The organism is Bradyrhizobium sp. Ken01, from assembly GCF_055807355.1.
On record NZ_JBVVPC010000010.1, the window covers coordinates 91,194 to 117,065 of the forward strand.

The 25,872-nt window shown below is 63.7% G+C and carries 26 protein-coding genes; 16 read left to right on the forward strand and 10 right to left on the reverse strand.

Features of this window, described 5'->3' with window-relative positions; all coding sequences use genetic code 11:
- Window positions 1-8 precede the first annotated feature (8 nt).
- Both AC0L3S_RS12850 and AC0L3S_RS12855 read right to left on the reverse strand, forming a co-directional pair.
- The gene (locus AC0L3S_RS12850) at window positions 9-233 is read right to left on the reverse strand and encodes a hypothetical protein (RefSeq protein ID WP_473279319.1); all 225 of its coding nucleotides are present in this window, start codon (window positions 231-233) and stop codon (window positions 9-11) included.
- A 157-nt stretch (window positions 234-390) separates the two neighbouring features.
- Complete coding sequence (locus AC0L3S_RS12855; RefSeq protein WP_473279320.1) at window positions 391-1,563, reverse strand: MFS transporter; 1,173 nt, start codon at window positions 1,561-1,563, stop codon at window positions 391-393.
- A 60-nt stretch (window positions 1,564-1,623) separates the two neighbouring features.
- Here AC0L3S_RS12855 and AC0L3S_RS12860 point away from each other — a divergent pair, with 60 nt between their 5' ends.
- Window positions 1,624-2,424, forward strand: coding sequence for an AraC family transcriptional regulator (locus tag AC0L3S_RS12860; protein WP_473279321.1), 801 nt, complete (start codon window positions 1,624-1,626; stop codon window positions 2,422-2,424).
- 94 nt (window positions 2,425-2,518) lie between these two features.
- On the opposite strand, the gene AC0L3S_RS12865 is transcribed toward AC0L3S_RS12860, so the two are convergent.
- On the reverse strand, window positions 2,519-4,060 hold the full coding sequence (locus AC0L3S_RS12865; RefSeq protein WP_473279322.1) for a winged helix-turn-helix domain-containing protein: 1,542 nt from the start codon (window positions 4,058-4,060) through the stop codon (window positions 2,519-2,521).
- Between the two features lie 166 nt (window positions 4,061-4,226).
- Here AC0L3S_RS12865 and AC0L3S_RS12870 point away from each other — a divergent pair, with 166 nt between their 5' ends.
- The 3 genes from AC0L3S_RS12870 (at window position 4,227) to AC0L3S_RS12880 (ending at window position 7,824) form a co-directional block, all read left to right on the forward strand.
- Window positions 4,227-5,207: a Bug family tripartite tricarboxylate transporter substrate binding protein gene (locus AC0L3S_RS12870; protein WP_473263043.1), complete on the forward strand. Its 981-nt coding sequence runs from the start codon at window positions 4,227-4,229 to the stop codon at window positions 5,205-5,207.
- A gap of 21 nt (window positions 5,208-5,228) precedes the next feature.
- The gene (locus AC0L3S_RS12875; protein ID WP_473279323.1) at window positions 5,229-6,245 is read left to right on the forward strand and encodes a methyltransferase; all 1,017 of its coding nucleotides are present in this window, start codon (window positions 5,229-5,231) and stop codon (window positions 6,243-6,245) included.
- A gap of 226 nt (window positions 6,246-6,471) precedes the next feature.
- A complete protein-coding gene (locus AC0L3S_RS12880) occupies window positions 6,472-7,824 on the forward strand; it encodes a malonyl-CoA decarboxylase (protein WP_473279324.1) in 1,353 nt (450 codons plus the stop codon).
- Window positions 7,825-8,044: 220 nt separating this feature from the next.
- On the opposite strand, the gene tarD is transcribed toward AC0L3S_RS12880, so the two are convergent.
- The 5 genes from tarD to AC0L3S_RS12905 all read right to left on the reverse strand — a co-directional run bounded on the left by tarD (window position 8,045) and on the right by AC0L3S_RS12905 (window position 11,941).
- Window positions 8,045-9,214 carry a D(-)-tartrate dehydratase gene (gene tarD / locus AC0L3S_RS12885; RefSeq protein WP_473263046.1) on the reverse strand — a complete coding sequence of 390 codons (1,170 nt, stop codon included), beginning with the start codon at window positions 9,212-9,214 and terminating at the stop codon, window positions 8,045-8,047.
- Between the two features lie 128 nt (window positions 9,215-9,342).
- Window positions 9,343-9,600 (reverse strand): DUF3297 family protein, encoded by a 258-nt coding sequence (locus tag AC0L3S_RS12890; protein WP_007613756.1) that lies wholly within the window; start codon window positions 9,598-9,600, stop codon window positions 9,343-9,345.
- Window positions 9,597-10,073, reverse strand: a complete 477-nt coding sequence (locus AC0L3S_RS12895) for a glutathione peroxidase (protein ID WP_473279325.1) — start codon at window positions 10,071-10,073, stop codon at window positions 9,597-9,599. The genes AC0L3S_RS12890 and AC0L3S_RS12895 overlap by 4 nt, the downstream gene beginning before the upstream one ends.
- Before the next feature lie 2 nt (window positions 10,074-10,075).
- Window positions 10,076-11,476 carry an amidase family protein gene (locus AC0L3S_RS12900; protein WP_473279326.1) on the reverse strand — a complete coding sequence of 467 codons (1,401 nt, stop codon included), beginning with the start codon at window positions 11,474-11,476 and terminating at the stop codon, window positions 10,076-10,078.
- Window positions 11,477-11,683: 207 nt separating this feature from the next.
- A complete protein-coding gene (locus AC0L3S_RS12905; RefSeq protein WP_007595657.1) occupies window positions 11,684-11,941 on the reverse strand; it encodes a DUF6894 family protein in 258 nt (85 codons plus the stop codon).
- A gap of 250 nt (window positions 11,942-12,191) precedes the next feature.
- Here AC0L3S_RS12905 and pqqA point away from each other — a divergent pair, with 250 nt between their 5' ends.
- The 10 genes from pqqA to AC0L3S_RS12955 all read left to right on the forward strand — a co-directional run bounded on the left by pqqA (window position 12,192) and on the right by AC0L3S_RS12955 (window position 22,364).
- Window positions 12,192-12,272 carry a pyrroloquinoline quinone precursor peptide PqqA gene (gene pqqA, locus AC0L3S_RS12910; protein WP_007595659.1) on the forward strand — a complete coding sequence of 27 codons (81 nt, stop codon included), beginning with the start codon at window positions 12,192-12,194 and terminating at the stop codon, window positions 12,270-12,272.
- Between the two features lie 114 nt (window positions 12,273-12,386).
- Window positions 12,387-13,316: a pyrroloquinoline quinone biosynthesis protein PqqB gene (gene pqqB, locus AC0L3S_RS12915; RefSeq protein WP_473279327.1), complete on the forward strand. Its 930-nt coding sequence runs from the start codon at window positions 12,387-12,389 to the stop codon at window positions 13,314-13,316.
- Complete coding sequence (gene pqqC, locus AC0L3S_RS12920; RefSeq protein WP_473279328.1) at window positions 13,313-14,104, forward strand: pyrroloquinoline-quinone synthase PqqC; 792 nt, start codon at window positions 13,313-13,315, stop codon at window positions 14,102-14,104. Before pqqB ends, pqqC begins: the two co-directional genes overlap by 4 nt.
- Before the next feature lie 10 nt (window positions 14,105-14,114).
- Window positions 14,115-14,426 (forward strand): pyrroloquinoline quinone biosynthesis peptide chaperone PqqD, encoded by a 312-nt coding sequence (pqqD, locus tag AC0L3S_RS12925; protein WP_275169259.1) that lies wholly within the window; start codon window positions 14,115-14,117, stop codon window positions 14,424-14,426.
- Entirely contained in the window at window positions 14,423-15,616 is a 1,194-nt protein-coding gene (gene pqqE, locus AC0L3S_RS12930; RefSeq protein ID WP_473279329.1) for a pyrroloquinoline quinone biosynthesis protein PqqE, read from the forward strand. Before pqqD ends, pqqE begins: the two co-directional genes overlap by 4 nt.
- Complete coding sequence (gene pip / locus AC0L3S_RS12935; RefSeq protein WP_473279330.1) at window positions 15,613-16,599, forward strand: prolyl aminopeptidase; 987 nt, start codon at window positions 15,613-15,615, stop codon at window positions 16,597-16,599. The genes pqqE and pip overlap by 4 nt, the downstream gene beginning before the upstream one ends.
- Before the next feature lie 15 nt (window positions 16,600-16,614).
- The gene (locus AC0L3S_RS12940; RefSeq protein WP_473263053.1) at window positions 16,615-17,292 is read left to right on the forward strand and encodes a hypothetical protein; all 678 of its coding nucleotides are present in this window, start codon (window positions 16,615-16,617) and stop codon (window positions 17,290-17,292) included.
- Between the two features lie 233 nt (window positions 17,293-17,525).
- Window positions 17,526-19,325 carry an FAD-dependent oxidoreductase gene (locus AC0L3S_RS12945; protein WP_473279331.1) on the forward strand — a complete coding sequence of 600 codons (1,800 nt, stop codon included), beginning with the start codon at window positions 17,526-17,528 and terminating at the stop codon, window positions 19,323-19,325.
- Window positions 19,295-21,142 (forward strand): 2-oxoacid:acceptor oxidoreductase subunit alpha, encoded by a 1,848-nt coding sequence (locus tag AC0L3S_RS12950; protein WP_473279332.1) that lies wholly within the window; start codon window positions 19,295-19,297, stop codon window positions 21,140-21,142. Before AC0L3S_RS12945 ends, AC0L3S_RS12950 begins: the two co-directional genes overlap by 31 nt.
- 166 nt (window positions 21,143-21,308) lie before the next feature.
- Window positions 21,309-22,364, forward strand: a complete 1,056-nt coding sequence (locus AC0L3S_RS12955; RefSeq protein ID WP_473279333.1) for a 2-oxoacid:ferredoxin oxidoreductase subunit beta — start codon at window positions 21,309-21,311, stop codon at window positions 22,362-22,364.
- A 4-nt stretch (window positions 22,365-22,368) separates the two neighbouring features.
- Here AC0L3S_RS12955 and AC0L3S_RS12960 read toward each other — a convergent pair whose 3' ends face one another.
- Window positions 22,369-22,812, reverse strand: coding sequence for a DUF4399 domain-containing protein (locus AC0L3S_RS12960; protein WP_473279334.1), 444 nt, complete (start codon window positions 22,810-22,812; stop codon window positions 22,369-22,371).
- A gap of 17 nt (window positions 22,813-22,829) precedes the next feature.
- Window positions 22,830-24,380: an SUMF1/EgtB/PvdO family nonheme iron enzyme gene (locus tag AC0L3S_RS12965; RefSeq protein ID WP_473279335.1), complete on the reverse strand. Its 1,551-nt coding sequence runs from the start codon at window positions 24,378-24,380 to the stop codon at window positions 22,830-22,832.
- A 304-nt stretch (window positions 24,381-24,684) separates the two neighbouring features.
- Between AC0L3S_RS12965 and AC0L3S_RS12970 the strand changes: the two genes are divergently transcribed.
- Both AC0L3S_RS12970 and AC0L3S_RS12975 read left to right on the forward strand, forming a co-directional pair.
- Complete coding sequence (locus AC0L3S_RS12970) at window positions 24,685-25,305, forward strand: hypothetical protein (RefSeq protein ID WP_473279336.1); 621 nt, start codon at window positions 24,685-24,687, stop codon at window positions 25,303-25,305.
- A 31-nt stretch (window positions 25,306-25,336) separates the two neighbouring features.
- A complete protein-coding gene (locus tag AC0L3S_RS12975) occupies window positions 25,337-25,798 on the forward strand; it encodes a DsrE family protein (RefSeq protein ID WP_473279337.1) in 462 nt (153 codons plus the stop codon).
- Window positions 25,799-25,872 lie beyond the last annotated feature (74 nt).

A 25,872-nucleotide genomic window follows, 5' to 3' on the forward strand; every position in this document is an offset into this window, starting at 1 on the left:
TACCCCCTTCATCTGCCCCGGCGAGGTGCCGGGATGACGGGGATAGAACCCGCGGCAGGCAACCGGAGTTCCTTGAGTTCGCGGCCGGTTAAGGGGGCAACACCAAAAAACGCGAAAACAACCCCATGCACAGTAGGGATGAGGTTGAAAAGGCTGGATAAAATTTTGTCTTTGCCGAAATCAAGTTTCGTCTTTGCCGAAAATGCTTGCTCCGTCGGGCAAAACACTGGCATGATGGCATCGTGGGTGGTGTGCGCAGGGTGCCTCCTCATCCCCCGTCATTGCGAGCGCAGCGAAGCAATCCAGAGTCCCTCCCCGGAAAAATTCTGGATTGCTTCGCTGCGCTCGCAATGACGACGTGGAGGCAGCCGCGCGCCTCACGCCGATCCCTCACACCGCCTGCGGCGTCCTGATCTCGCGCGGGAGAATGATCGCGGCTGCGATCGCGAGCAGGCAGAGTGCGGCGAAGGCATGCAGCATGGTGACGAAGCCGCCCTGCTCGTAGAGCCAGGCGACCAGGCCGACTGAGGCGCCGGCCGCGGTGAAGCCGATGAAATAGCGCACGGCATAGGCGCGCGAGCGCCATTCCTCGCTGGTGTATTTGCCGACCATGGCGTCGTTGACCGTGACCTGCCCGAACGCGCCCATAACGATGCCGATCGAGACCAGGATCAGCGGCAGATTGGACAGGCTCGCGGCCAGATACAGGAACGGCGCCAGCATGAAGGACAGCGGCAGCGCCACCGTCTTCAGCGAATAGCGGTCGAGCAGCCGGCCGATCGTGTACTGCGTCATCGCGCCGAACACATAGACGCAGGCGGCGATGACGCCGAGCAGCGCCGGGCTTTTGGTGAGATCGGCAAGCCGCTCGGCGAACAGCTTTGGCAGCGCCACGGTGACGGCATTGAAGGTCGTCGAGATCGCGATCACCACGATCAGCAGCGACAGGATCACGCGCCACATGTCGTGCTTGGCGACCCGCGCCTGCGCTGCCGCCTGCTTCGAGCCCTTGCGGTCCTCGTGCACGACCATCATCGCAAACGCGATGCCGATCAGGATGGTGACGATGCCAGGGACGATGAAGGCGAAGCGCCAGCCGAGATACTGGCCGATCACGCCGGTGACCAGCGCCGACGATGCGACGCCGAGATTGCCCCAGACGCCGTTGATGCCCATCTCGCGGCCGAGCCTGTCAGCATAGGAGACGATCATGGCGGTGCCGACGGGATGATAGATCGAGGCAAAAATGCCGATCGCGAACAGCGCCGCGCCGAGCTGCGCCTGCGTCTGCACGAAGCCGACCGAGATCATGGCGGCGCCGATGCCGACGAAGAAGATCAGCATCATGTGGCGGCGGCTCCAGCGGTCGCCGAGCCAGCCGGTGAGCAGCGAGCCCGCGCCGAAGGCGACGAAGCCGGGCGTCGCGTAAGGCAAGAGTTCCGAATAGGCCATGCCGAGCGCCGGTCCCATGATGATCACCGCGGCGGCGAAAATCAGCATTGCGTAATGGTCGATGAAATGGCCGGCGTTGACGAAACTGATCACCCGGCTGGGGCTGTTCATTCCGAATCCTCTCCTGCTTCGAAATGAGTTATATGTCTTGGGCATGACGGGATGCTGCCAATGACTGTCGTCGAGACGCCAATCCTCCGGGCAGTCCGGAGCAATCATCGCTCGCCCGCGGGCGTGCATCTGGTCGCGCGCGACTACCCCAAGGGCATGCGGATCGATCCCCATCTGCACCGCGAGGCGCAGCTGATCTATGCCGCCAAAGGCACCATGCAGGTGACGACGCCCGGGGGACGCTGGCTGGTGCCGCCGGACCGCGCGGTGTGGGTGCCGGCCGGGCTCCAGCACGCCATCGATCTGCTTGCCGACATCGAGATGCGCACGCTGTATTTCGACCTCGCCTGGCTGAAGCGCGAGCAGCGCCATGAGGGACTGACCAAGGAATTCGTGGTGCGCGTGTCGCCGCTGCTGAACCAGGCGATCCTCGCGCTGTTCGACGCGCGCAATACCGAGGAGCGGACCGATCTGCTGGTCCGCCTGGTGATGCTGGAACTGGTCCAGGCCGAGGATTCCGCGACCTTCGTGCCGCTGCCCCACGAGCCGCGCTGCCGGCGCGCGGCCATGATCGTGCTCGACGATCCCACCGGCCTGCACGACATCGACGCGCTGGCGCGCGAGGTCGGAACCTCCGCGCGCACACTGTCGCGGCTGTTCTCGACAGAGACGCAGCTGAGCTTCAAGAGCTGGTGCCAGCGCGCGAGAATCGCGGCGGCGATCCAGCGGCTGTCGACCGATGCCAATGTGTCGGTCAAGCAGCTCGCGACCCAGCTCGGCTATGCCAGCGTGCCGGCGTTCTCGGCCGCGTTCCGCCAGGTGACGGGGCGAACGCCGACGGAGTTTGCGAAAAAAGCATGACTACAGATGCGAGCGGCCGGTCAGCTTGCGCGGCGTTACGCCAGAATGTCGCGACGGCGCGCCGGCCCTTAGGCCTCCACAAGCTGGGCAAGATCTATTCTTCAGGAAGTCCTGCCTTGCGTAAGCCCTCCGCAATGCGAACTCGCTGCGCAAGACAGATCGGATGATCCGTTGGCGAACTGGCGCGGAATCGGGCTATGCTGAAGCCCGGAGCGAGCGTCAGTCCCGCCCGGACACGGATCTGCGCTTCCTTGATCTCACCGAGATGCGCCTGCCCGGCGGCGAGATAGAAATGAACAAAGGGCGCAATATTACGGTTGGTCTCGATCGATCGCTTGAACCAGTGAACGGCAGCCTCGTCGGCGCCGAGATATGATTGCGCGACGCCTGCCGTATTCATCCAGGAACAGGCCTTATTATCGCGGGGAGAGAGCCGGAATGCCTCCATGACGTGGGCTTCGGTCTCTTCGGCTCGGCCCAGATTGCACTTGCCAAGTCCGATCCACGCATGGGCCGTGGCCAGATTCCGGTCCAGCACCAACGCCCGCTCGCACTCGGCGATGCCCTGGGCAGCGCGGTTTGTGAAAATCTGGACGACGCCCATCAGGCAATGCGCCCTCGCGTGATTGGGCGTGTTGGCAAGTATTCTGGTCAAGGATGTTTCCACCAGTTGCAGAGGCGCCGTCCGGTCGATCAGCATGGAGGTCGCCCGCATGGTATCGACGTCTGTGATCCCCACCATGGCTTCGACGTTTGTGGCGTCCAGCAGGAGCGCTTGTTCGAAGAACGGGCGAGCCTGCGACAGGCTCGTGGGATCCGTTCCGCGATTCAGATACGCCATGCCCTGGAAATATAGGTCGGTCGAGTCTGGATGTGGCGCACGCGCAGCGCGCCGTGCCTCTACCCTGACGAGCTCGGTTCCCAATTGATTGGCGAGACGCGCACCGATTTCGTCCTGCATGTCGAAAAGATCTGCCACCTGCTTGTCGAAACGTTCGCCCCACAAATGGTTTCCGGTCTCGGGGTCGATGAGCTGGACGTTGATGCGCATCCGGCTTCCGGCCCGCTGCACCGAGCCCTCGAGCACGTAGCGAATGCCGAGCTCGCGGCCGAGCTGCTTCCGATCGACAGGCATACCCTTGTAGCTGAAGGCGGTGTTGCGGCCGATCACGAAGATACCGGCCATTCGCGACAGATCCGTGGTCAGGCTCTCGGTCACGCCGTCGACGAAATAGTCCTGGGCGGGATCGGGGCTCAGATTGGCAAAAGGCAGAACCACGAGCGACGGCTTGCCTGCGGCGGGGCTCGGCAAGCCCGCAGTCGCTGGCACTTCGCGCACCTCCGCGACGAAGCGGACGCCCTTGCGAGGAAAGGTCTTGATCAGGCGCTGCGCGTCTCCGGAATCGCTGATCGCCTTGCGCGCCGCATTGAGTCGCGTGGTCAGGGCAACCTCGGAGACGGCGCGACCATGCCAGATGGCGCGGATCAGGTCGTCCTTGCTGACGACACGCTCGCGGTTGCCAATCAGATAGCCGAGCAGGTCGAACACCTGCGGCGCGATGGCGATGACCTCCAGCCCGCGACAAAGCTCGCGCCGCTCAGTGTCGATTGAAAAATCGTTGAAGAAATAGCGCAAGCGACTTCCCCGAGACCGCCGTCCGGCGTCGACATCCGTGCGGTCCGCAAGAATAAGCTGCCGGTAAGGAAAATGTAAGCCGGCGACCAAGCCCGTTCATCCTTCATGTGATACATCCGGCGGTAGTACCCGTTCGGTGACCCAAATGGATGAGGGAGGACAGGGGATGATCACGCGTCGTACCGTATTGGCCGCATCGGCGGTCTGTGTGGCGAGCTCCCCCTCCTGTCTCGTGCCGCGCGCGCTCGCACAGCCGCTCTCAAAAACCGTGCACATTCTGACGGGCTTCTCGCCCGGGCTTCAGGACGCCATGGCGCGGTTGGTGGCCGGACAGATGAAGGGCTATGCGGACACCATCGTGGTCGAGCCCCGGCCGGGCGCAGCGGGTCGCATCGCGGTGGAGGCGGTGAAGAACGCTGATGCCGACGGATCGGCTATGTTGTTGTCGCCGCTCGGCTTCATGATGTTCTTTCCGCACGTCTACAAGACGCTGAGGTACCAGCCGCGTGATTTCACGCCGGTGTCGACCGTCGCCTCTACCCCCACATTGCTGACAGTCGGCCCGATAGTTCCCGCCGACGTCAAGACGCTGGCGGATTTCGTGGCCTGGTGCCGCGCCAATCCGAAGCTTGCCACGTTTGGCACGCCGGGCGCCGGAACCCCGCTCCATTTTCTCGGTACGATGCTGGGCCGCAGCGCGGGCTTCGATTTTCTTCACGTGCCATATCAGGGCGGTGGCGCGATTCAGGATCTGGTCAAGGGAGTGATTGCAGCGACCGTTATGCCGATCGGCAGCTCGCTCGGACTTGTCCAATCCGGAGATCTTCGTGCGCTGGCGACCACGGGGCCGCGCCGAAGCCCATTCGTTCCGGCGGTACCGACGATGCGGGAAGCGGGATACCCGACGCTCGAGGACCTCACATGGTTTGCGTTTTTCGTTCCGGCGAAGACGCCGGCACCGATTGTCGATAAGCTCAGTGCCGCGATCCAAGCGGCCGTTCGCACCGACGAGGTCAGGGCCGGCATGGCAAAGCTGGCCATCGAGCCCGATGTGATCGCGATGGACGAATTCGCCCGGCTGATCGCATCCGAATCCGAGCGATGGAAGGCCATCGTGCAGGAAACAGGGTTTGTCCCGACCGATTGAGCGCAGCAATGGAGGCAACAGATGAGCCGGCCAGCGTCCGTCCTTGATCTCGTGCAGTCGCATCGCATCACCGCGGTGATCTATACTGCGGCAAAGCTCAATCTCGCTGAGGCCGTCGGAGGCGAGGCGAAATCGGTGGCTGAGCTTGCCCGGCTGGTGTCCACCGACGAGGGGGCTCTGCGCAGACTGCTCGTTGGTCTGACCACACTTGGTCTTTGTAGGCAGGCAGACCACGACCGGTTTGCCATGACCGATCTCGGCCTCCAGCTCGGCGAGACGGCCGACCCATCCTTCAAGGACTGGGTTCTCTTTGAGGGAGAGGTGCTCGCGCAGTCCTGGAGTGGACTGGTCGATTCGGTTCGCTCCGGAAAGACCGCGACTCAGCTGCGCGGAGAAGGCGACGACCGTTATGCGGCCACGGGCAATACGCCGGAATCAAGCCGCCGGTTCAACGCTGCGATGGTCAGCCTCACGCGGTCCATGGTTCCGAAGATCGTTGCGGCCCACGATTTCGCAGCTGCGCGCCTCGTCATGGATGTCGGCGGCGGCACCGGCGAATTGATCGGCGCCGTAGTTCAGCACAACCCGCGTCTTGAGGGCGTCGTCCTTGATCTTGCGCGTTGCGAGGCAGATGCGCGCGCACATTTCGATCGGCTCGGTATTGCCCGCCGCAGCCGATTCGTCGCCGGCAGCTTCTTTGAAGAAATTCCGGGGGGCGCCGACACAATCGTGATGAAGAGCATTCTCCACAATTGGAATGAGGACCGTTGCCGGATTATCCTGCACAATTGCCGGAACGCGCTGCCGTCCCACGGGACATTGATCGTGATCGAGCGGATCATGCCGGAGCGCGCCACGACGGCGCCCGAGGATCGCTCCTGTGTCATGAGCGACCTCAACATGCTGCGAGGACCGGGCGGTTGCGAGCGGACGGAAGCCGAGTATCGCAAGCTGGCGGACTCGGTCGGCTTCGCTTTCGTCCGGACGACCGGGATCGGCTCCTTCAGCCTGGTCCAATTCAGGAAATCCGGTCACTGAGCAGGCTGTCGCTCTGGCAGGAAGGGCCGGGATCATGGACGCCCCGGCCGCCACCCGCGGCACGCTGGCCGCGGCGTACTCGAAGTCCCGCCTTCGCCGGGCATGACAGCATTCTCGAAACGCACGCCCCGCTAAACTTGCCAAAATCCCCGCTTGATTGTGATCGGCTTCCGCCCAAATCCCGTGTAAGATTCCCGCACCGCACAAACCTGAGACGAAAGCCCCGATGGCCAACGCCTTCTTCTCCGACCTGCTCACCACCATCTCCGAGCGCGGCCGCACGCTGCTTCGCCGCGGGGATTCTGCCGACACCAAGCCGGACGCCGATGGACTCATCGAGCTCTGCGGCGCGCTGCTGTCGGGCCGGGGGGAAGCGTCGGGCACCGCCATGGCGCGTGAGGTGCTCGACATCTACCAGGACCTGGATGCGGCGGGACGTCGCGCCTTTTTCGAAGCCCTGGTGCGCGATTTCGGCCCGGATCGGGAACGCCTGTCCAAGGCGATCGAGACATGGCGCGCCAAGCCGGCCGACGAGGATGCCAGCGCTCTTCACTTCGCCTCCGAGCCGCGCCGGCAAGAGCTGATCCGCCGCCTCAACCGTGCACCCGGCGGCACGGGCGACCTCGTCAAGATGCGCGCCGACCTGCTCGACATGATGAACGGGCACGCCGATCTCGCCGCGCTCGATCGCGACGTTTCGCATCTTCTCTCGTCATGGTTCAACAGGGGGTTTCTCGTGCTGCGCAGGATCGACTGGTCGACGCCGGCCAACATCCTCGAAAAGATCATCCGTTACGAAGCCGTGCACGAGATCAGCGACTGGGACGATCTGCGCCGCCGCATCGATCCGGTCGACCGCCACTGCTACGCCTTCTTCCATCCCGCCATGGTCGACGAGCCCTTGATCTTCGTCGAGGTGGCGCTGACCGAGACGATCCCCGGCGCGATCGCGCCGCTGCTCGCGGTCGATCGCCCCTCCGTCCCGATCGAGCGCGCCCGCACCGCCGTGTTCTACTCGATTTCCAACACCCAGCGCGGTCTCGGCGGCATCTCCTTCGGCAGCTTCCTGATCAAGCAGGTGGTGGAGGAGCTGCGCCGTGAATTGCCCAAGCTCGACAATTTCGTGACGCTGTCGCCGGTCCCGGGCTTCATGCCATGGGTGAAGCAGGACAAGGATTTGCCGCTGTCGGACGAGGACCGCGAGATCCTGAAGCGCCTCGATGATCCCAAATGGTTCGAGAACCCCGAGACGACGACGCTGCTACGTGGCGTGATCGAACCGCTGGCGGCGCACTACTTCCTCAAGGCGCGCACGCCGAAAGGCAAGCTGATCGACTCCGTCGCGCGCTTCCATCTCGGCAACGGCGCCCGCCTCGAGCGCATCAACTGGTTAGGGGATCTCTCGCCCAAGGGCGTGCGCGAGTCCGCCGGCGTGATGGTCAACTACCTCTACCGCCTCGACGACATCGAGAAGAACCACGAAGCCTACGCCAATGACGGCGAGGTCGTGGCCTCCAGCGCGGTGAAGAAGCTCTTGAAGGGCGAAGGGCGGCGGCTGCTGGATATGCGGCTGTCGTAGAGACGCACTCGCTTCGTATTCCATCGTCGTCCTGGCGAAAGCCAGGACCCATTACCACCGCCGCCTGTTTGGCGAAGACTGCGCCTTGCGTTGTTCAAGCAAGCGATTGCTAGTCTGCGCGCTAACTCCCTCTTGGGGTAATGGGTCCTGGCTTTCGCCAGGACGACGTTGAGGGGGCGCGCGACTATCGCAACGGCGCATGCCGCCGCAGCCGCGTGAATTACTCCGCCAGCGCCTTCATCTCCTTGTAGAGATCCGACTTGCCTTCGAAGCCGATGCCTGACAGCTCCGGCATGGTGATGTGGCCGTTCTCGACGCGGACGCCGTCTGGGAAGCCGCCATAGGGCTGGAACAGGTCGGGGTAGCTCTCGTTGCCGCCGAGGCCCAAGCCGGCTGCGATGTTGAGCGACATCTGGTGGCCGCCGTGGGGGATGCAGCGGCTCGGCGACCAGCCGTGAGTTTTCAACACTTCAAGCGTGCGCTGGTATTCGCACAGGCCGTAGGACAGCGCGCAGTCGAATTGCAGCCAGTCGCGGTCCGGCCGCATGCCGCCGTAGCGAATCAAATTACGGGCGTCCTGGTGGCTGAACAGGTTTTCGCCTGTGGCCATCGGTCCCGGATAGAATTCGGCGAGGGCCGCCTGCAGCGCGTAGTCGAGGGGATCGCCGACTTCTTCGTACCAGAACAAGGGATAATCCCGCAGCATCTTGGCATAGGCGATCCCGGTCTCGAGATCGAAGCGGCCGTTGGCGTCGACGGCGAGCTGCGCGTCCTTGCCGATCTCCTTCAGCACCGCCTCGATGCGGGTGCGGTCGTCCCCGATGTCAGCGCCGCCGATCTTCATCTTCACGACGTTGTAGCCGCGATCGAGATAGCCGCGCATCTCGCCGCGCAACATCGAAAGGTCCTTGCCCGGATAATAATAGCCGCCGGCAGCGTAGACGAACACGCGCGGATTGGCTTTGACGCCATGACGCTCAGCCAGCAGGCGAAACAGCGGTTGGCCTGCGATTTTCGCCACAGCATCCCACACCGCCATGTCGATGGTGCCGACCGCGACGGAGCGCTCGCCGTGGCCGCCCGGCTTCTCGTTGGTCATCATCGCGCCCCAGACCTTGTCGGGGTCGAGATTGTCGCCGGAAGCGTTCAGCAGTGATTTCGGATCGGCCTCCAGGATGCGCGAGGCAAAGCGCTCGCGGATCAGGCCGCCCTGCCCGTAGCGACCGTTGGAGTTGAAACCGTAGCCGACGACGCGCTTGCCGTCGCGCACGACATCGGTGACGACGGCAACCAGGCTCGTCGTCATCTTGGTGAAATCGATATAGGCGTTGCGGATCGGCGAAGAGATCGGCTTCGTGATCTCGCGGACGTCGACGATGCGGACGGACATGGGGTTTTGGCTCCTTCGGTCATTCCGGGGCGATGCGCAGCATCGAACCCGGAATCTCGAGATTCTCAGGTGCGCAACTGCGCACCATAGTTCGCGCTATCGCGCGCCCCGGAATGACGGCTTCGCCGTCACTTCTTATCCCTGAAATACGGCTCGACCGGGCCGTGCACCTTGATGGTCAGCGGGTTGCCGTGGCGGTCCTTGGCGTTCCCTGCGGTGACGCGGACCCAGCCTTCGCTGATGCAGTATTCCTCGACATTCGTCTTCTCGACACCCTTGAAGCGGATGCCGACGTCCCGCGCGAGGATGTCCGCATTGTAAAAGGGGCTGTTCGGATCGACCGAGAGGCGGTCCGGAAATTCGTCGCTCATGATTGTCTCGCTCATAACAGGGTCTCGATTTGCTGCCGCAATCCTTCGGGCCGGGCGGTCGGCGCGTGGCGCGCGACCACCTTGCCGGTACGGTCCACCAGGAATTTCGTGAAATTCCATTTGATGGAGGCACCCAGCAGGCCGGATTGCTGGCGTTTCAGGTACTCATACAACGGATGCGCATTGCTGCCGTTGACGTCGATCTTCTCGAACAAGGGAAAGGTGACGTCGTAATTGGTCGAGCAGAACGCCTGGATCTCGCTCGCCGGTCCAGGCTCCTGCGCACCGAACTGGTTGCAGGGAAAGCCGAGCACCGAGAAGCCGCGCGGATTGAGATCGCGATGCAGATCCTCCAGCCCGCGATATTGCGGCGTGAAGCCGCACTTGCTAGCGGTGTTGACGATCAGCAGCACCTGTCCCTCGAAGCTGCGCATGGGCACTTCTTCGCCGAGAAGCGAGTTGGCCTTGAAGTCGTAGATCACCGACATCGCTAACCCACGGGGTCGATCGGCGACGGTGGCACGCCGCCCGCCTCGATCGCCTCGCCTGCGAGGAGACAAAGATCCTCGCGATAGCGGCCGGACACGATGTGCACGCCGACCGGGGCCTTGCCGACGAGGCCGGTGGAGACAACGAGGCCAGGCAGCCCCATGAAGGGAATCGCGATCTGCGGCAGCTGTGCTTCCCAGACCCGCTTGAAGGAAGAATCGTCCTTGCGGTCGAGATGGTCGGGGAACGGCAATTCGCCGGAGACCGGTGTCAGCAGCACGGCATAGGTCTCGAAGAACAGCATCCAGTCGCGGGTCAGCGTGGCGCGGCGGGTCAATGCCTTGGCGTAATTGGCCTGGTCCATCGGCGTGACCCTGGCGCGGTTGCCGTTGAGGCACGCCAGCGCGCCGGGATCGCCTTCACGCTCGGCCATCTCCAGTTGCGCCTCGTAGCCGTCGCCGAGCCAGAGCTTGATCTGCCATTCGACGGCATCGCGCATCGGCGGGGTGTTCTCGATTGTATCGACGGTCCAGCCGGCACGCTCGAGCCGCTTGCCCGCGTCGATGACGGCGGCCTTCACCTCGGGCGCTGTGGCCAAGCCGTCCGGATTGAGGCAGAGCGCGGCGCGCTTGGGACGCGAGGGGCCTTCCAGCGGCGCGGGCACGAACCAGGGGTCGCGGATGTCGCGGGCCGACATCGCCGCGAGCGAAATCCTGATGTCGTTGACGGTTCGCGCCAGCGGGCCCGACACCGCCATGATCTGAGGCCCGATCGGACGCTCCGGCAGGGCCGGATTGAAGGCGGGGATGCGGCCGAGCGTCGGGCGCAGACCGTGCACGCCGCAGGCATAGGCGGGATAGCGGATCGAGCCGGCAATGTCGGTGCCATGGGCGATATGGCCAATGCCTGCCGCGACCGCCGAACCCGCGCCGCCGGACGAGCCGCCCGGGGTCAGCGAGGCGTCGCGCGGGTTCTTGGTGTCGCCATGGACCAAATTGGTGGTGAACCAGCGATAGGAGAAGGCCGGGCAATTGGTGCGCCCAAGCAGAACGGCGCCGGCTTTGCGGAAATTGGCGACCACCGGATTGTCCTCGCGCGCGATCAGGTCGCGCTGGAGCTTGAGGCCGTTGGTGGTGGCAAAACCCTCCTGGTCGACATTGGCCTTGATGGTGACGGGCACGCCGGCCAGCACGCCGGGGTCCTCGCCCCGCGCAATGGCGGCATCGACGGCGTCGGCCTGCTTGAGCACGTCCTCCGGGCGGTGGTCGACCACGGCGTTGAGGCTGGGATTGACGGCGTCGAGCCGGGCCAGGCCAGCCTGCGCGGCCTCCCTGGCGGAAACCTTCTTGGTTTTGACGAGGTTGGCGAGGTCGGCCGCCGACAGGCGCCAGAGATCTTGCATGGCTTGCTCCGTTTAACCGGCGTCTTTTAGCCCCGGGAACGCGGCAAAGCCATGCGGATTTCGCAGGGGCGAAGGGCGGGGGATGCCGGGTAAGGCCTCATTCGCCGTCATTGCGAGGAGCCCTTGCGACGAAGCAATCCAGTCTGCCTCCGCGAAGGCATTCTGGATTGCTTCGCTACGCTCGCAATGACGGGGAGAGAGTCGGGGCTAATGCCGCGTCGCGGACTGGTCCGGGATGTCCAGCAATGCCTCGGTGAAGGGGAATTCGAGCACGATCTCGCCTTCGCGGTCGGTGACCTCAATGACCGCCTCGAGCAGGGCCGGCTGGGTGCCTTCCGATCGCAGCACCTCCAGAATCATCTGGCGGGCAACCTCCCAGGCACGGTCGGGATTGCGCAAATCCTCTCCCTCAGGATCCACGATCAGTTCGTTGCCGATACGGGTGTTAAAGAAATATCTGGGCATCACGAAGTTCCAGTTGGGTCGCCTGTACCGGATTGAAAGCTGCACTGCACTCACAACTGCTTTATCAGGACAGGGTTCGCGACCGAATACGCCGAAGCGCAGAGCCGCATCACCAGAAAGTACTGTTCCCGACGCTTTTTTCGCGGCGCAATATGCCCTTGCTCGGGAAAATTTCACTGGCGAACTTTTGTGCTCGCAGTAACTTAGCCCCGGGCGGATACGTCCGAAATCTCGAAAATGGAGAGCCGAAATGGCCTGGAAAGCCCCGAAGATCGTCGAAGTGCCCTGTGGCATGGAAATCAACATGTATGTGAGCGCCACCCGCAAGTAAGCGGTTGGTTCGCGTTCTGCGCAGGTGGATCTTTCGGTCACGATGCATGTCCGGAAGACGGGATTCGTGTTGGCGTGAGGTCCACCTCGCGACATTGTCTCCAGGAGACGGATCATGCTTCGCGTCGTCGTCCTGGGCGCCGCAGCCGGCGGCGGAGTGCCGCAATGGAATTGCGGCTGCGGGGGCTGCCGGACGGCCCGTGAAAACGGCCAAGAGCTGCAACGGACCCAAGCCTCGGTCGCCTTCAGCGGCGACGGCGAGCACTGGTTTTTGATCAACGCCTCCCCCGACCTCCGCCAGCAATTGAATGCCACGCCGCAGCTGCATCCGAAGGCAGGCGCGCTACGCCATACACCGATCGCAGGCGTGATCCTGACCAACAGCGAAGTGGACGCGGTCGCCGGCCTGCTGTCGATGCGCGAGGGCTCGCCCTTCACGGTCTATGCGCATGAGAAGGTGCTGGCGATCCTGAAGGCCAACAGCATCTTCAACGTGCTGAACGAGAAGAACGTGCAGCGCCAGCCGGTCGACATCAACGAGCCGTTCGAGCCGCGGCTGCCGGACGGGGCGCGCTCAGGGCTTGAGGTGCTGCCCTTCGCGGTCTCGGGCAAATCGGCCTGGTACCTGGAAGGCAAGGCGCATCCCGGCGGCGACACCGGCGAGGGCGATACGCTGGGGCTGAAGATCACCGATAAATCGACCGGCAAAAGCTTCTACTTCATCGCCGCCTGCGCCGAAATCACCGACGCGCTCAAGGCAGAGATCGACGGCGCTGCGCTGGTGTTCTTCGACGGCACGGTGTGGCAGGACGACGAGATGATCAAGGCCGGGCTCAGCCACAAGACCGGCAAGAGCATGGGCCATGTCGCGATGTCCGGCGACCACGGCGCCATCGCGCGGCTCGCCGGCCTCGCCCTCGACAGGAAGATATTTCTGCATATCAATAACTCGAACCCGGCGCTGCTGCCCGCGTCCCCCGAGCGCAAGGCCGCTGAAGCGGCGGGCTGGCAGATACCCGCTGACGGAACGGAGATCGTGCTGTGAATGCCGCGTCACTGACTGGAATGACCGCGCTCTCGATCGGCAAGGACATCAGGCTCAACTCGGCCGAGGAGCTGGAGACGGCGCTGCGCCATATCGGGGCGACGCGCTATCACAGCCTGCATCCGTTCCATAAGCTCTTGCACGGCGGCAAGCTGAACAAGGGCCAGGTCCAGGCCTGGGCGCTGAATCGCTACTATTACCAGAGCACCATCCCGATCAAGGACGCGGTGGTGATCTCGCGCTTCCGCGACCGTGCCACGCGCGTGGAATGGCGCCACCGCATCGAGGATCATGACGGCGATATCGGCTCCGAAGGCGGTATCGAGCGCTGGCTGAAGCTGACCGACGGCCTCGGGCTGGACACGGCTTACGTGGAATCGACCGAAGGCATCCTGCCGGCGACGCGCTTTGCGGTGGAAGCCTATGTGCATTATTGCCGCGAGAAGTCGCCACTGGAAGCGATCGCCTCCTCGCTCACCGAATTGTTCGCGCCGAACCTCCACGAAGAGCGCATTGCCGGCATGCTGGAGCACTACGACTTCGTCAACCCTGACACCATGAGCTACTTCAAGCGCCGGCTGGCGCAGGCGCCGCGCGATGCCAATTTCGCGCTCGACTATGTCAAGGCGCATGCCACCACGCCCGAACAACGCGCGTCCGTCTGCAACGCGCTGATCTTCAAGACCAACGTGCTCTGGGTGCAGCTCGACGCGCTCCAACACGCCTATGTCGAGGGCCACATTCCGCCGGGCGCGTTCGCGCCCCAAGAACACCAAAAAGCGAGCTGAGGAACAAGCGATGGCCGGGCCGCGTCACATCAGCGTCAGCGAGACCAGCCGGCCGGTTCTGCCGCGGCACGCCAAGCTGAAATATGACGAGACGCGAAAAGTCTGGGTGATCCTGGCGCCCGAACGCGTGCTGGCACCCGACGAGATCGCGGTCGAGGTCTTGCAGCTCTGCGACGGCGAGCGCAATGTCGGCGAAGTGTCCGACCAGCTCGCGGCAAAATACGCAGCGCCGCGCGAGGCGATTTTGGCCGACGTCATCGTCATGCTGCAGGATCTCGCCGACAAGGGCTTTCTCACGGAGGCCCGGGAGAAGACATCATGAGCGATGTGCTCGGCAATCCCACCATCCCGCCCGACACGAACGACAGCCTCGCGGTGCTGGAGAAGAGCCGCTCGACGGCGGAGACGTTCGGCATTCCGCTCGCCGTGCTGCTCGAGATCACCCATCGCTGCCCGCTGCAATGTCCCTATTGCTCCAACCCGGTCGAGCTCGACCGCTCGGGCAAGGAGCTGACCACCGAGGAATGGAAGAAAGTCCTGAGCGAACTCGCCGAGATCGGCGTGCTCCAGGTGCATTTCTCCGGCGGCGAGCCGACCGCGCGCAAGGACCTCGTCGAGCTGGTCAAGCATGCGAGCGATGTCGGCCTCTACACCAATCTCATCACCTCGGCCGTGCTGCTGACGCGCGAGCGGCTGAGCGAGCTTGCGGATGCCGGGCTCTGTCATGTGCAGATCAGTTTCCAGGGCGTCGAAGAAGCCCTCGCCGATCGCGTCGGCGGTTACAAAAACGGGCACCGCAAGAAGCTGGAAGTGGCAAAATGGACGCGCGAGCTCGATTTGCCGCTCACCGTGAATGCGGTGATGCACCGGCAGAACCTGCACCAGCTGCCTGATATCATCCAGATGTCGGTCGATCTCGACGCCGACCGGCTCGAGGTCGCCAATGTGCAATATTACGGCTGGGCGCTGAAGAACCGCGCCGCCTTGATGCCGACAGTGGCGCAGCTCGACGAGTGCACCCGCATCGTCGAGGAGGCGCGCGAGCGGCTGAAGGGCCGGCTCACGATCGACTATGTCGTGCCCGATTATTACGCGCTGCGGCCGAAGAAGTGCATGGGCGGTTGGGGCCGGCAGTTCTTCAACATTTCGCCGGCCGGCAAGGTGCTGCCCTGCCACGCCGCCGAGAGCATTACCGGGCTCGACTTCGAATCGGTACGCTCCAACCATTCGATCGCCTGGATCTGGCAGAACTCCGAGGCCTTCAACCGCTATCGCGGCACCGGCTGGATGAAGGAGCCGTGCAAGACCTGCGAATTCCGCGAGATCGATTTCGGCGGCTGCCGCTGCCAGGCCTTTGCGCTGACCGGTGACGCCGCCAACACCGATCCGGCCTGTGCGCTGTCGCCGCTGCACGAGACCATCTTCAAGCAGGCCGAGCGCGAGGCCGAGGGCGACACCAACCGCTTCGTCTATCGCAATTTCGCCGGCGGCACTCTGGAATCCGGCGAATGACGCCTGACGCCGACGCGGCCGGCTCAGTCAAGCGCGCCGATCCCTTTGCGCCGCTGACCTCCGAAATGCTCGACGTCGGCGACGGCCACGAGCTCTATGTCGAGAGCGTCGGCCGCAACGACGGCATCCCCGCGGTCTATCTGCATGGCGGCCCCGGCAGCGGTAGCCAGCCCGACCATCGCCGGCTGTTCGATCCCGACCGTTTCCACGCCGTGCTGTTCGACCAGCGCGGCTGCGGTCGCAGCCGGCCGAAGGGATCGCGCCAGCACAACACCACGCAGCATCTGATCGCGGACATGGAAAAGATCCGCGAGAAATTCGGCGTCGCGCGCTGGATGGTGGTCGGCGGCTCCTGGGGCGCGACGCTGGCGCTGGCTTATGCGCAGGCGCACCCCGAGCGCGTCTCCGGGATTGCGCTGCGCGCGACGTTTCTCGGCACGCGTGCTGAAGTCGAGATCGCCTTCACCTCGCGCCTGTCAGAATTCTACCCCGCGCTCTACGAGGATTTTCTCAGCGTGCTGCCGCTCGAGGAGCGCGCGCGACCGGTGGAAGCCTACTATCGCCGCATCCTCGATCCCGATCCGGCCGTGCATGGACCCGCATCGCGCGCCTGGCACGACACCGAGCGCGCCTTGTCGGAGCACAAGGCGGCAAAGACGCGGATCGACCTGGCGTCGCTGAACGTGTGGCGCACATTGCCGGCGACGCCGTTCATGGAGGCGCATTATTTCGTCCAGGACAGCTTCATGACGGAGAACCAGTTGTTGCGGAACGCCGGCAAGCTTGACGGCATTCCCGGCATTATCGTCCAGGGACGCTACGACCTGTTGTGTCCTCCCAAGACATCCGAGCGGCTAGCGAAAGCGTGGCCGGGTTCCGAGATTCGTATCGTGGAAGAAGCCGGCCATTCGCTCTATGATACCGGCGTGCGAGACGCGGTCATGAAGTCGATCGCGGACATCGCCTCGAAGATCTCGCGCTAACAGGACAACAAGAAAATGCCACTCGCTGGAAAAGGCATGCTGCTGACGTCGATGAACATCGATGCGGCTGCCGAAGCCGATTTCAATCGCTGGTACGATCGCGAGCATCTGGAAGAGCGCGTTGCGATCGAGGGTTTTCTGGAGGCGCGGCGCTATGTCGCGCACGCCGCCAATCCCAAATATCTCTCGCTGTATTCGACCGCGACGCTCGACGTGCTCGACAGTCCCGCCTACCGGGCGCGGCTCGCCAATCAGACCGAATGGTCGCGACGGAGCATGGCGCATTTCAAGGACATGCTGCGCGTGGTCGCCCGCATCACGATCAGCAACGGGACCGGCCGCGGCGCGGCGCTCGGCGTAGTCCGGCTGCGGCCGACGCCGGACAATGCAGCCGCGTGGCGTGACGCACTGCAAGAACGGCTGGCGCCGGACAAGCACGACGGCATCATCTCGATGCATCTGCTCGAGAGCGAACCGGAATTGTCGGGCGCGACGGCGGACATTCCGGCGGTGCGCAACGAAGGCGCGCGCGACTGGTTCGTGCTGATCGACGGCACGCATGTCGGCGCGGTGTCGGCCGTGATCGCCGCGCGCTTCACCGGCCCTGCCGCCTCGCCATTCCCGCTTCCCGTGTCGGTCGGCACCTACAGCCTGATGTGGGACCTCGCGAAGAGCGACATCACGCGCAACTAGGCCACCGGACGCATCGCAACATGCTGCACCGCCACATACTGCGCGCGGCCGTTAATGCTGTGTGCGCGTAGCTCCCATGAAAGAGGGGAAGCGCGAAATTTGCCGTTGTACTTCGGAGCCGTTCTAATAAGCTAACCCAATGACGTCATTCAGAAACCAGATCGCCGCGCGTTAGCGTTCGCAAGCTCAAGAAAAGGCCGCCGGGTCTTTGAGCCTGCGCGGACAGGGTAGGAATGAAACCGACCGATATTGCGGCCCCCGACTACTTTCACAAAGTGGTCGATTGCCAATGGGCCTGTCCTGCGCACACTCCCGTTCCCGAATACATCCGACTGATCGCCCAAGGCCGCTACAGCGACGCCTATATGATCAACTGGAAATCGAACGTGTTTCCCGGAATTCTGGGACGCACCTGCGACCGTCCATGTGAGCCGGCGTGCCGCCGCGGACGCGTCGAGGATACCCCGGTCGCGATCTGCCGCCTGAAGCGCGTCGCCGCCGACTTCAAGGATGACATCACGCAACGCCTGCCGCGGCCCGCGGCCAAGAACGGCAAGCGTGTTGCCTTCGTCGGCGGCGGTCCCGCTTCGCTGACGGTGGCGCGCGATCTCGCGCCGCTCGGCTATCACTGCACCGTGTTCGACGCCGATCCGAAAGCCGGCGGCATGATGCGCTCGCAGATCCCGAAATTCCGCCTGCCCGACTCGGTCATCGACGAGGAGACCGGCTACATCCTGAATCTCGGCGTCGACTTCAAGGGCGGCCGCCGCATCGAGAGCATGAAGGCGCTGCTCGCGGAGAAGTACGACGCGATCTTCGTCGGCTCCGGCGCACCGCGCGGCCGCGAGCTCGACATTCCCGGGCGCAAGGAAGCAGCCGCCAACGTCCATATCGGCATCGACTGGTTGTCCTCGGTCTCGTTCGGCCATACCGACAAGATCGGCAAGCGCGTCGTCGTACTCGGCGGCGGCAACACCGCGATGGATTGCTGCCGCACCGCGCGCCGCCTCGGCGGCGAAGAGGTTAAGGTCGTCGTGCGCTCCGGCTTCGAGGAAATGAAGGCCTCGCCCTGGGAGAAGGAAGACGCGCTCCACGAGGACATCCCGATCCTCAACTTCCTTGTGCCCACAGCCTTCGTTCACGACAATGGCAAGCTCACCGGCATCACCTTCCAGAAAGTGAAGGCCGAATACGACGCCAAGGGCCGCCGCAACCTTGTGCCGTCGGGCGAGCCGGACCAGACCATCGAATGCGACGACGTGCTGGTCGCGGTCGGCCAGGAGAACGCCTTCCCCTGGATCGAGCAGGACTGCGGCATCGAGTTTGACAAATGGCACATGCCCAAGGTCGATCCGAAGACGTTCGTATCCACCAATCCAAAAGTGTTCTTCGGCGGCGACGCCGCCTTCGGGCCGAAGAACATCATCTGGGCGGTGGCGCAGGGCCATGACGCCGCGCTGTCGATCCACAAAATGCTCTCGGGCGAGGACGTCACCGAGCGGCCATTGCCGGAGGTGCACATCTCCTCGCAGAAGATGGGCATCCACGAATGGAGCTATGACAACGACATCTCCAACGACAAGCGCTACAAGGTGCCGCATCGCGACAAGGTGATCGCGCTGAAGGACATCCGCACCGAGGTCGAGCTTGGCTACGACGTCAAGCTGGCGCTCGGCGAGGCCCATCGCTGCCTGAACTGCGACGTCCAGACCGTGTTCTCGACCTCGCTCTGCATCGAGTGCGATGCCTGCGTCGACATCTGCCCGATGGATTGCATCACCTTCACGGAGAATGGCGATGAAACCGATCTGCGCCAGCGCCTGAAGGCGCCGTCACTGCATCCCGACCAGGACCTCTACGTGTCCTCTGATCTCAAGACCGGGCGCGTGATGGTGAAGGACGAGGACGTCTGCCTCCATTGCGGGCTGTGCGCCGAGCGTTGTCCCACCGGCGCCTGGGACATGCAGAAATATTTGATCGAGATGACTCAAGCGGGTTCGACATGTCCGACAAAAAGCCGATCAGCAGCGTAAACGACTTCGTCGTCCGCTTCGCCAACGTCAACGGATCGGGCTCGGCCAGCGCCAACGAGATGTTTGCGCGCGCGATCCTGCGCCATGGCGTTCCGGTGAGCCCCCGTAACATCTTCCCGTCCAACATCCAGGGCCTGCCGACCTGGTACGAGGTGCGGGTGACCGAAGACGGCCATCTCGGCGCCCGCGGCGGCGTCGACATGATGGTCGCCATGAACCCGCAGACCTGGGACAAGGACGTCGCCGGCATCGAGCCCGGCGGCTATCTGTTCTACGATTCCACCAAGCCGATGCCGTCGACGAAATTCCGCGACGACATCACCGTGATCGGCGTCCCCCTGACCGCGATCACCAACTCGACCTACACCGATCCGCGCCAGCGCCAGCTGTTCAAGAACATCATCTATCTCGGCGCGCTCTCGGCGCTGCTCGACATGGACCCGAAGCTGATCGAGCAGCTGATCGGCGAGCAGTACAAGGGCAAGGAGAAGCTGCTCTCGTCCAATGTCCACGCGCTGCATCTCGGCCGCGACTGGGCGCTGCAGAATTTGAAATGCCCGACCGGGCTTCGGGTAAGGAAGTCCGACAAGGTCGGCGACCGCATCTTCATCGAGGGCAACAGCGCCGCCGCGCTCGGCGCCGTCTATGGCGGCGCCACAGTGTGCGCCTGGTATCCGATCACGCCGTCCTCGTCGGTGGCGGAGGCTTTCACCGCGCATTGCAAGAAGTACCGGCACGATCCGGAAACCGGCAAGGCGAAATACGCCATCGTGCAGGGCGAGGACGAGCTGGCTTCGATCGGCATCGTGATCGGCGCCTCCTGGAACGGCGCACGCGCCTTCACCGCGACCTCCGGCCCCGGCATCTCGCTAATGACCGAGTTCATTGGCCTGTCGTATTTCGCCGAAATCCCGGCCGTGATCATGAACATCCAGCGCGCCGGTCCCTCGACCGGCATGCCGACCCGTACCCAGCAATGCGACATCATCGCCTGCGCCTATGCTTCGCATGGCGACACCAAGCATGTGCTGCTGTTCCCGGAAGATCCCGCCGAGGCGTTCGAGTTCGCGGCCGCGGCTTTCGATCTCGCCGAGCGGCTCCAGACCACCATCTTCCTGATGCTCGACCTCGACATCGGCATGAACCACCGGCTCTGCCGTCCGCTGAAATGGGACGATGCCAGGCAATATGACCGCGGCAAGGTGATGACCGCGGCGATGCTGGATGAAGGCCGCGATTTCGGCCGCTATCTCGACGTCGACGGCGACGGCATCCCGTACCGAACCTATCCCGGCACGCATCCGACCAAGGGCTCCTTTTTTACCCGCGGCACGTCGCGTGACCGCTATGCGCGTTACTCCGAAGAAGGCTCGGTCTACGCCGACAACATGCAGCGGCTGATGCGCAAGTTCGAGACCGCGCAGGATCTGGTACCGCGACCGCTCCAGGCCAATGCGGAACGGCCGACCAAATACGGCGTAATCTATTTCGGCTCGACCACGCCGGCGATGGACGAGGCGATCGGATTGCTTGAGGCACGAGGCCATCAGCTCGATCGCCTGCGCATCCGCGCCTTCCCGTTCCACTCCAGCGTGGCGAGCTTCCTCGCCGAGCACGATTTCGTCTACGTGGTCGAGCAGAACCGCGACAGCCAGCTGCGCCAGCTCATCGTCAACGAGAACGGCATCGACCCGGTACGGCTGGTGCCGATCGTGCACTACGACGGCTCGCCGATCACCGCCCGCTTCATCGCAAAAGCCATTGGCGACCACCAGGATCACCTCAAGGTGACCCCGCTCCGCAAGGCCGTGTCATGACCTACGCTTTACTCTTTCCTTCGTCATGCCCGGGCATAGCCGTCCGAAGGACGGCGTCGCTTCCGCTCGCCTATGCCCGGGCATCCACGCCTTCCTTCCTTGCCGCCAAGACGTGGATGGCCGGGTCAAGCCCGGCCATGACGCGGCTGGGATTGCAGGTGCTCGCATGACCTACATTGCAAAGCCGAAATTCCACCATCCGGGCCTCAAGAAGAACGAGCTCGGCTACACCCATCGCGACTACGAGGGCAAGATCTCGACGCTGTGCGCCGGCTGCGGCCACGACTCGATCACGGCCTCGATCATCGAGGCCTGCTATGAGCTCTCGATCGAGCCGCACCGGGTCGCCAAGATCTCGGGCATCGGCTGCTCGTCGAAGACGCCGGACTATTTCCTCGGCAATTCGCACGGCTTCAACTCCGTGCACGGCCGCATGCCCAGCGTGCTGACCGGCGCCAATCTCGCCAATCGCGACCTGATCTATCTCGGTGTCTCCGGGGACGGCGATTCCGCCTCGATCGGCTTCGGCCAGTTCGCGCATTCGATCCGGCGCGGCGTCAACATGACCTATATCGTCGAGAACAACGGCGTCTACGGCCTGACCAAGGGCCAGTTCTCGGCCACCGCCGACCGCGGCTCGAAGTCCAAGAAGGGCGTCACCAACACCGACAACGCCATCGACCTCGTCGCCATCGCGCTGCAGCTAGGGGCGACTTTCGTCGCGCGCTCGTTCTCCGGCGACAAGACCCAGCTCGTGCCGCTGATCGCGGCCGCGATCCGCCACAAGGGCGCATCGTTCATCGACGTCATCAGCCCCTGCATCGCCTTCAACAACCACGCCGGCTCGACCAAGAGCTTCGACTATGTCCGCGAGCACAATGACGCGGTGAACCGGCTCGACGTGCTGGTCGGCCGCGATCCGATTGCGGTGGACTACGCACCGGGCACGGTGCAAATGGTCGAACAACATGACGGCAGCAGGATCGCGCTGCGCAAGATCGACGCCGACTACGATCCGCACGACCGGCTCGGCGCCCAGACCTTCCTGCAAAAGCACGCCGCAAAGGGACAGATCGTCACCGGCCTGCTCTACGTCGATCCCGACGCGGAAGATCTGCACGAGCATCTCAACACGGTCGATACGCCGCTCAACACGCTGGAAGCGGACACGCTCTGCCCGGGCTCGGCGCTGCTGGACAAGTTCAACGCCAGCCTGCGGTGATCGCCTACCGCGCCGCGGCCGGCTGCCGGACGCGTATGGTGATCTTCTCCGAGACGATGGGCGGCTCGAACGGATAGTGCTTGGCATCGCCCAGCACGAGTTGAAGCGTATGCGTCCCGGGCGGAAGCTCGAGCAGCGTTTCGGTCTGCCCTGCCCCGAAATGCAGATGCGACTTGTCCTGCAGGATCGGCTCCTTGGGATCGATCGGGTCGTTGACGTCGATCAGCAAATGATGATGGCCGGCGTTCTGATACTCGTCGCCTGCATGGGTCACTCCCATGTTGCGCAAGCCGAACCGGACCCAGAATCCGCCGCGGACCTTCTGGCCGTCATGCGGGGTGATGAAATAGAGCTTTGCGTCCTTGGGCGCTGCCTTGCCTTGCGAAAAGGCTGCCCCCGGGAGCAATGCGAGCGCCGCTGCCAGTGCGGCGCAACGAAGGATCTGCATCAAACCAACTCCACCACTTAAGGACTGAGCGCCACGCGGAATCCGTGCGTCGGATAACGAACATTTGTGTCGTAGCCGTCGCGGTTGGACGGCCGCACATATCTCGAATCGTTCTTCCAGGAGCCCGAGCGCAGGACATGAGCGCTGCAGTCCCCGCTGCTCCATGCCGAGCCGTCGGTGGGCGCGCCCTGATAGGTCTTGTGCCAGCAGTCCTCGACCCATTGATCGACACCGCCGCCCATGTCGTGGAGCCCGAACGGATTAGGCCTGAAGCTGCCGACCTTCGCGGGCTGCTCGGCCGCGAGATCACCGCAATCCTTGCAACCGGCCATGCCCGGCTGCAGCTTGTCGCCCCACCAATATTTGGTCTGCGTTCCGCCCCGCGCGGCATATTCCCATTCGGCTTCGCTCGGAAGCCGATAGGTCTTCTTCGTTGCCTGAGCGAGATAGGCCGCATATTGCTGCGCGTCGGTCCAGCTCACATTGCCGACCGGCGCATCGTCCTTGCCGATGGCCGTGAAGCCGCACGCCTTTGCAGCGGCGCACTCGTTCCATTCCTGCACGGTCACCGGATATTTGCCGATCGAGAACGGCTTGACCGTCACCTGATGGACGGGACGCTCGGTCGGGTCGTCGTTGCTGCCCATAGCAAAGCTGCCGCCTCGAATGGCGACCATCTCGGGTTCGCGGACGGGGATTGGCGATTGACTTGCCGATTGACTTGGCGCGGCAGCGGGCGACGGAGATGACGAAGCCGAGGAGGGAGAAGGCTGCGGCGTCTGCGGCGCCGCTTCGCGCGGCGGAGGCTGCGGGCTTGGCGATGCGGCAGGAGAAGCGTTAGGAGAAACGGTAGTGACGGCAGCCTGCTCGCCCACCCTGCCCGGTGTCTGAGCCAGCAGATACCACAGCACGCCGGCGGCCATCACCGACAGCGTGATACCCAGGAGAAAGATCAGAGCATTCTCGCGCCGCCCCCGCGTCCTGCCGACCGCGTCTGCATCCGGCAGCACTTTATAGACGCGCACGGGATCGGTGATGTTCTTGACTTTGCGATCACCGAGCGACTCGTAACCGCACACGACCTTGTGCTTGATCTGCTCGTAGATCGCGCCGGAGATAAAGACCTGGCCTGGCTCGGCGATGCCCTCGATCCGCGTCGCGATGTTGACACCATCGCCGTAGACGTCATCCGGCTCCACGATGACGTCACCGAGATTGACACCAATCCGGTACTCGATCCGGGTCTCCTTCGGAAGCGAGGCGTTGCGGCCGATGAGATTCTGCTGGATGACGATGCTGCATCGCACGGCCTCGACCGGGCTGTCGAAAATGGCGATGAAGCCATCACCCGTCGTCTTCACCAGACTTCCGTGGTGCTCGACGATGCTGGGCTGGATGAGATCCCGCTCGATCCGCTTGACGCGGACGTGCGTGCCCTCCTCGTCGGCCTGCATCAGGCGGCTGTAGGACGCGATGTCACCGACAATGATGGCCGCGAGACGACGAGGCATAGGGCCTTGTGAAGGCGGCTCGTCATTCCCGGATCTGAAGTTGCGAATTTCGCCCATTGCGGGGGACTCCACAAACTTACAAGGCAGGCCCCAGCCTACGACCGCCAGAGGCGATCGTCTGTGAAGGCTATCACATCGATGACGTCGGGTAATGTCGTAAGAACCGCAGGGCGTCAGGTTCCGAAAGGCGAAGGCGTCACGTCGAATGAACCTTCATGACCCCACCGATGACTAAAGCCCGGCGTGGAACTGATCACCTCGCTGCGCCGTGCGATGATCCTGTCAGATGTGCGGACGTTGAACGCATCGCACCCGGGCCGCGTCTACAGCGTACAGCTCAGCTGCTGCAGGCGAGGCCATCATGAAGCTTTTTCTCGTTGCTGCCGTCTTCCTTGCCGCGGTCGGGGGCACCGCTCATGCTGAGGAGGCCGACGATATCCGCGAGGCCAGCAAGGCCGAAGCCGAGACCTTCAACGCGCGCATGTATGCCGGCTCACCCAACAACAAGGCCTATGCCTGCTTCGTGCGGCGCTACGATGCCGAGCATCTGGCGCGCCATCCGAAGCAGAAGGTCGCTTCGATGAAGCTGCTGATCTCGGCGGAATTGGACGGGGAAGACAAGCAGCTCCACAACTCCTTTCGCCTGGGATTCAGATATCGTCACCGCTCCGGCGATTTCGACTCCAGCGGCTCCTGTCATCACGCCGTGATCACCAAGGACGGCACCGAAATCCGCCTCGGTTGCGGCGTCGACTGCGAGGGCGGCGGCATCGGCGTTGCGCTCTCGAAGGACGACAAATCGGCGATCGTGCGGCTGGCGCGAGTCAGGGTCTGGCAGAACAACAAGCCGGATGAGGATGCCGAACTGTCACTGGTCGCCGGGGCCGATGACGGGATTTTCCGCCTAGATCGAACGGACAACAAGGAATGCGCCTCGCTCGTGACCGACCGCAAGGAACTCGCCGCGCTCCGCCACAAATGATATGTGTCCGGCGCAATCGGGGGAGATCGTCATGAACCGCCGGAACATCTTGTGGAGCGCCATCTCAGGCATGGGCGCGGCGCTTGGCGCCTCCAGCGCCAACGCCGCGACCGAGGCCGCGACGGACGCCGGCACGGGCAACAAGCTGAAGGTGGTCTATCATCTGAGCGATGCCGAGAAGGTCAACTTCGTCCTCGGCAACATCCAGAACCATATCGAAGGCGTCGGCGGCCCCGAGCATGTGACGATTGCGCTGGTGATCCACGGACCGGCGCTGAAGGCGTTTCATTCGGCGCAGGCCAATCCTGACATCAGCAAGCGCGTCGGCGACTTCTCCAAGGATGGCGTGGAGCTTGCCGCCTGCGGCAACACGATGAAGGCGCAGAACGTCACGCTCGCGGATCTCCTGCCGGGCTTCGTCAGCGCGGAGAAGGGCGGCGTGGTCCGTTTGGCCGAGCTCCAGTCGCAGGGCTATCTCTATCTGCGGCCGTAGGTAGCAGCGAAAGTGGTGCGCTCCCTCCCCGGCTTGCGGGGGAGGGTCGGGGAGAGGGTGTCTCAGCAATCGAG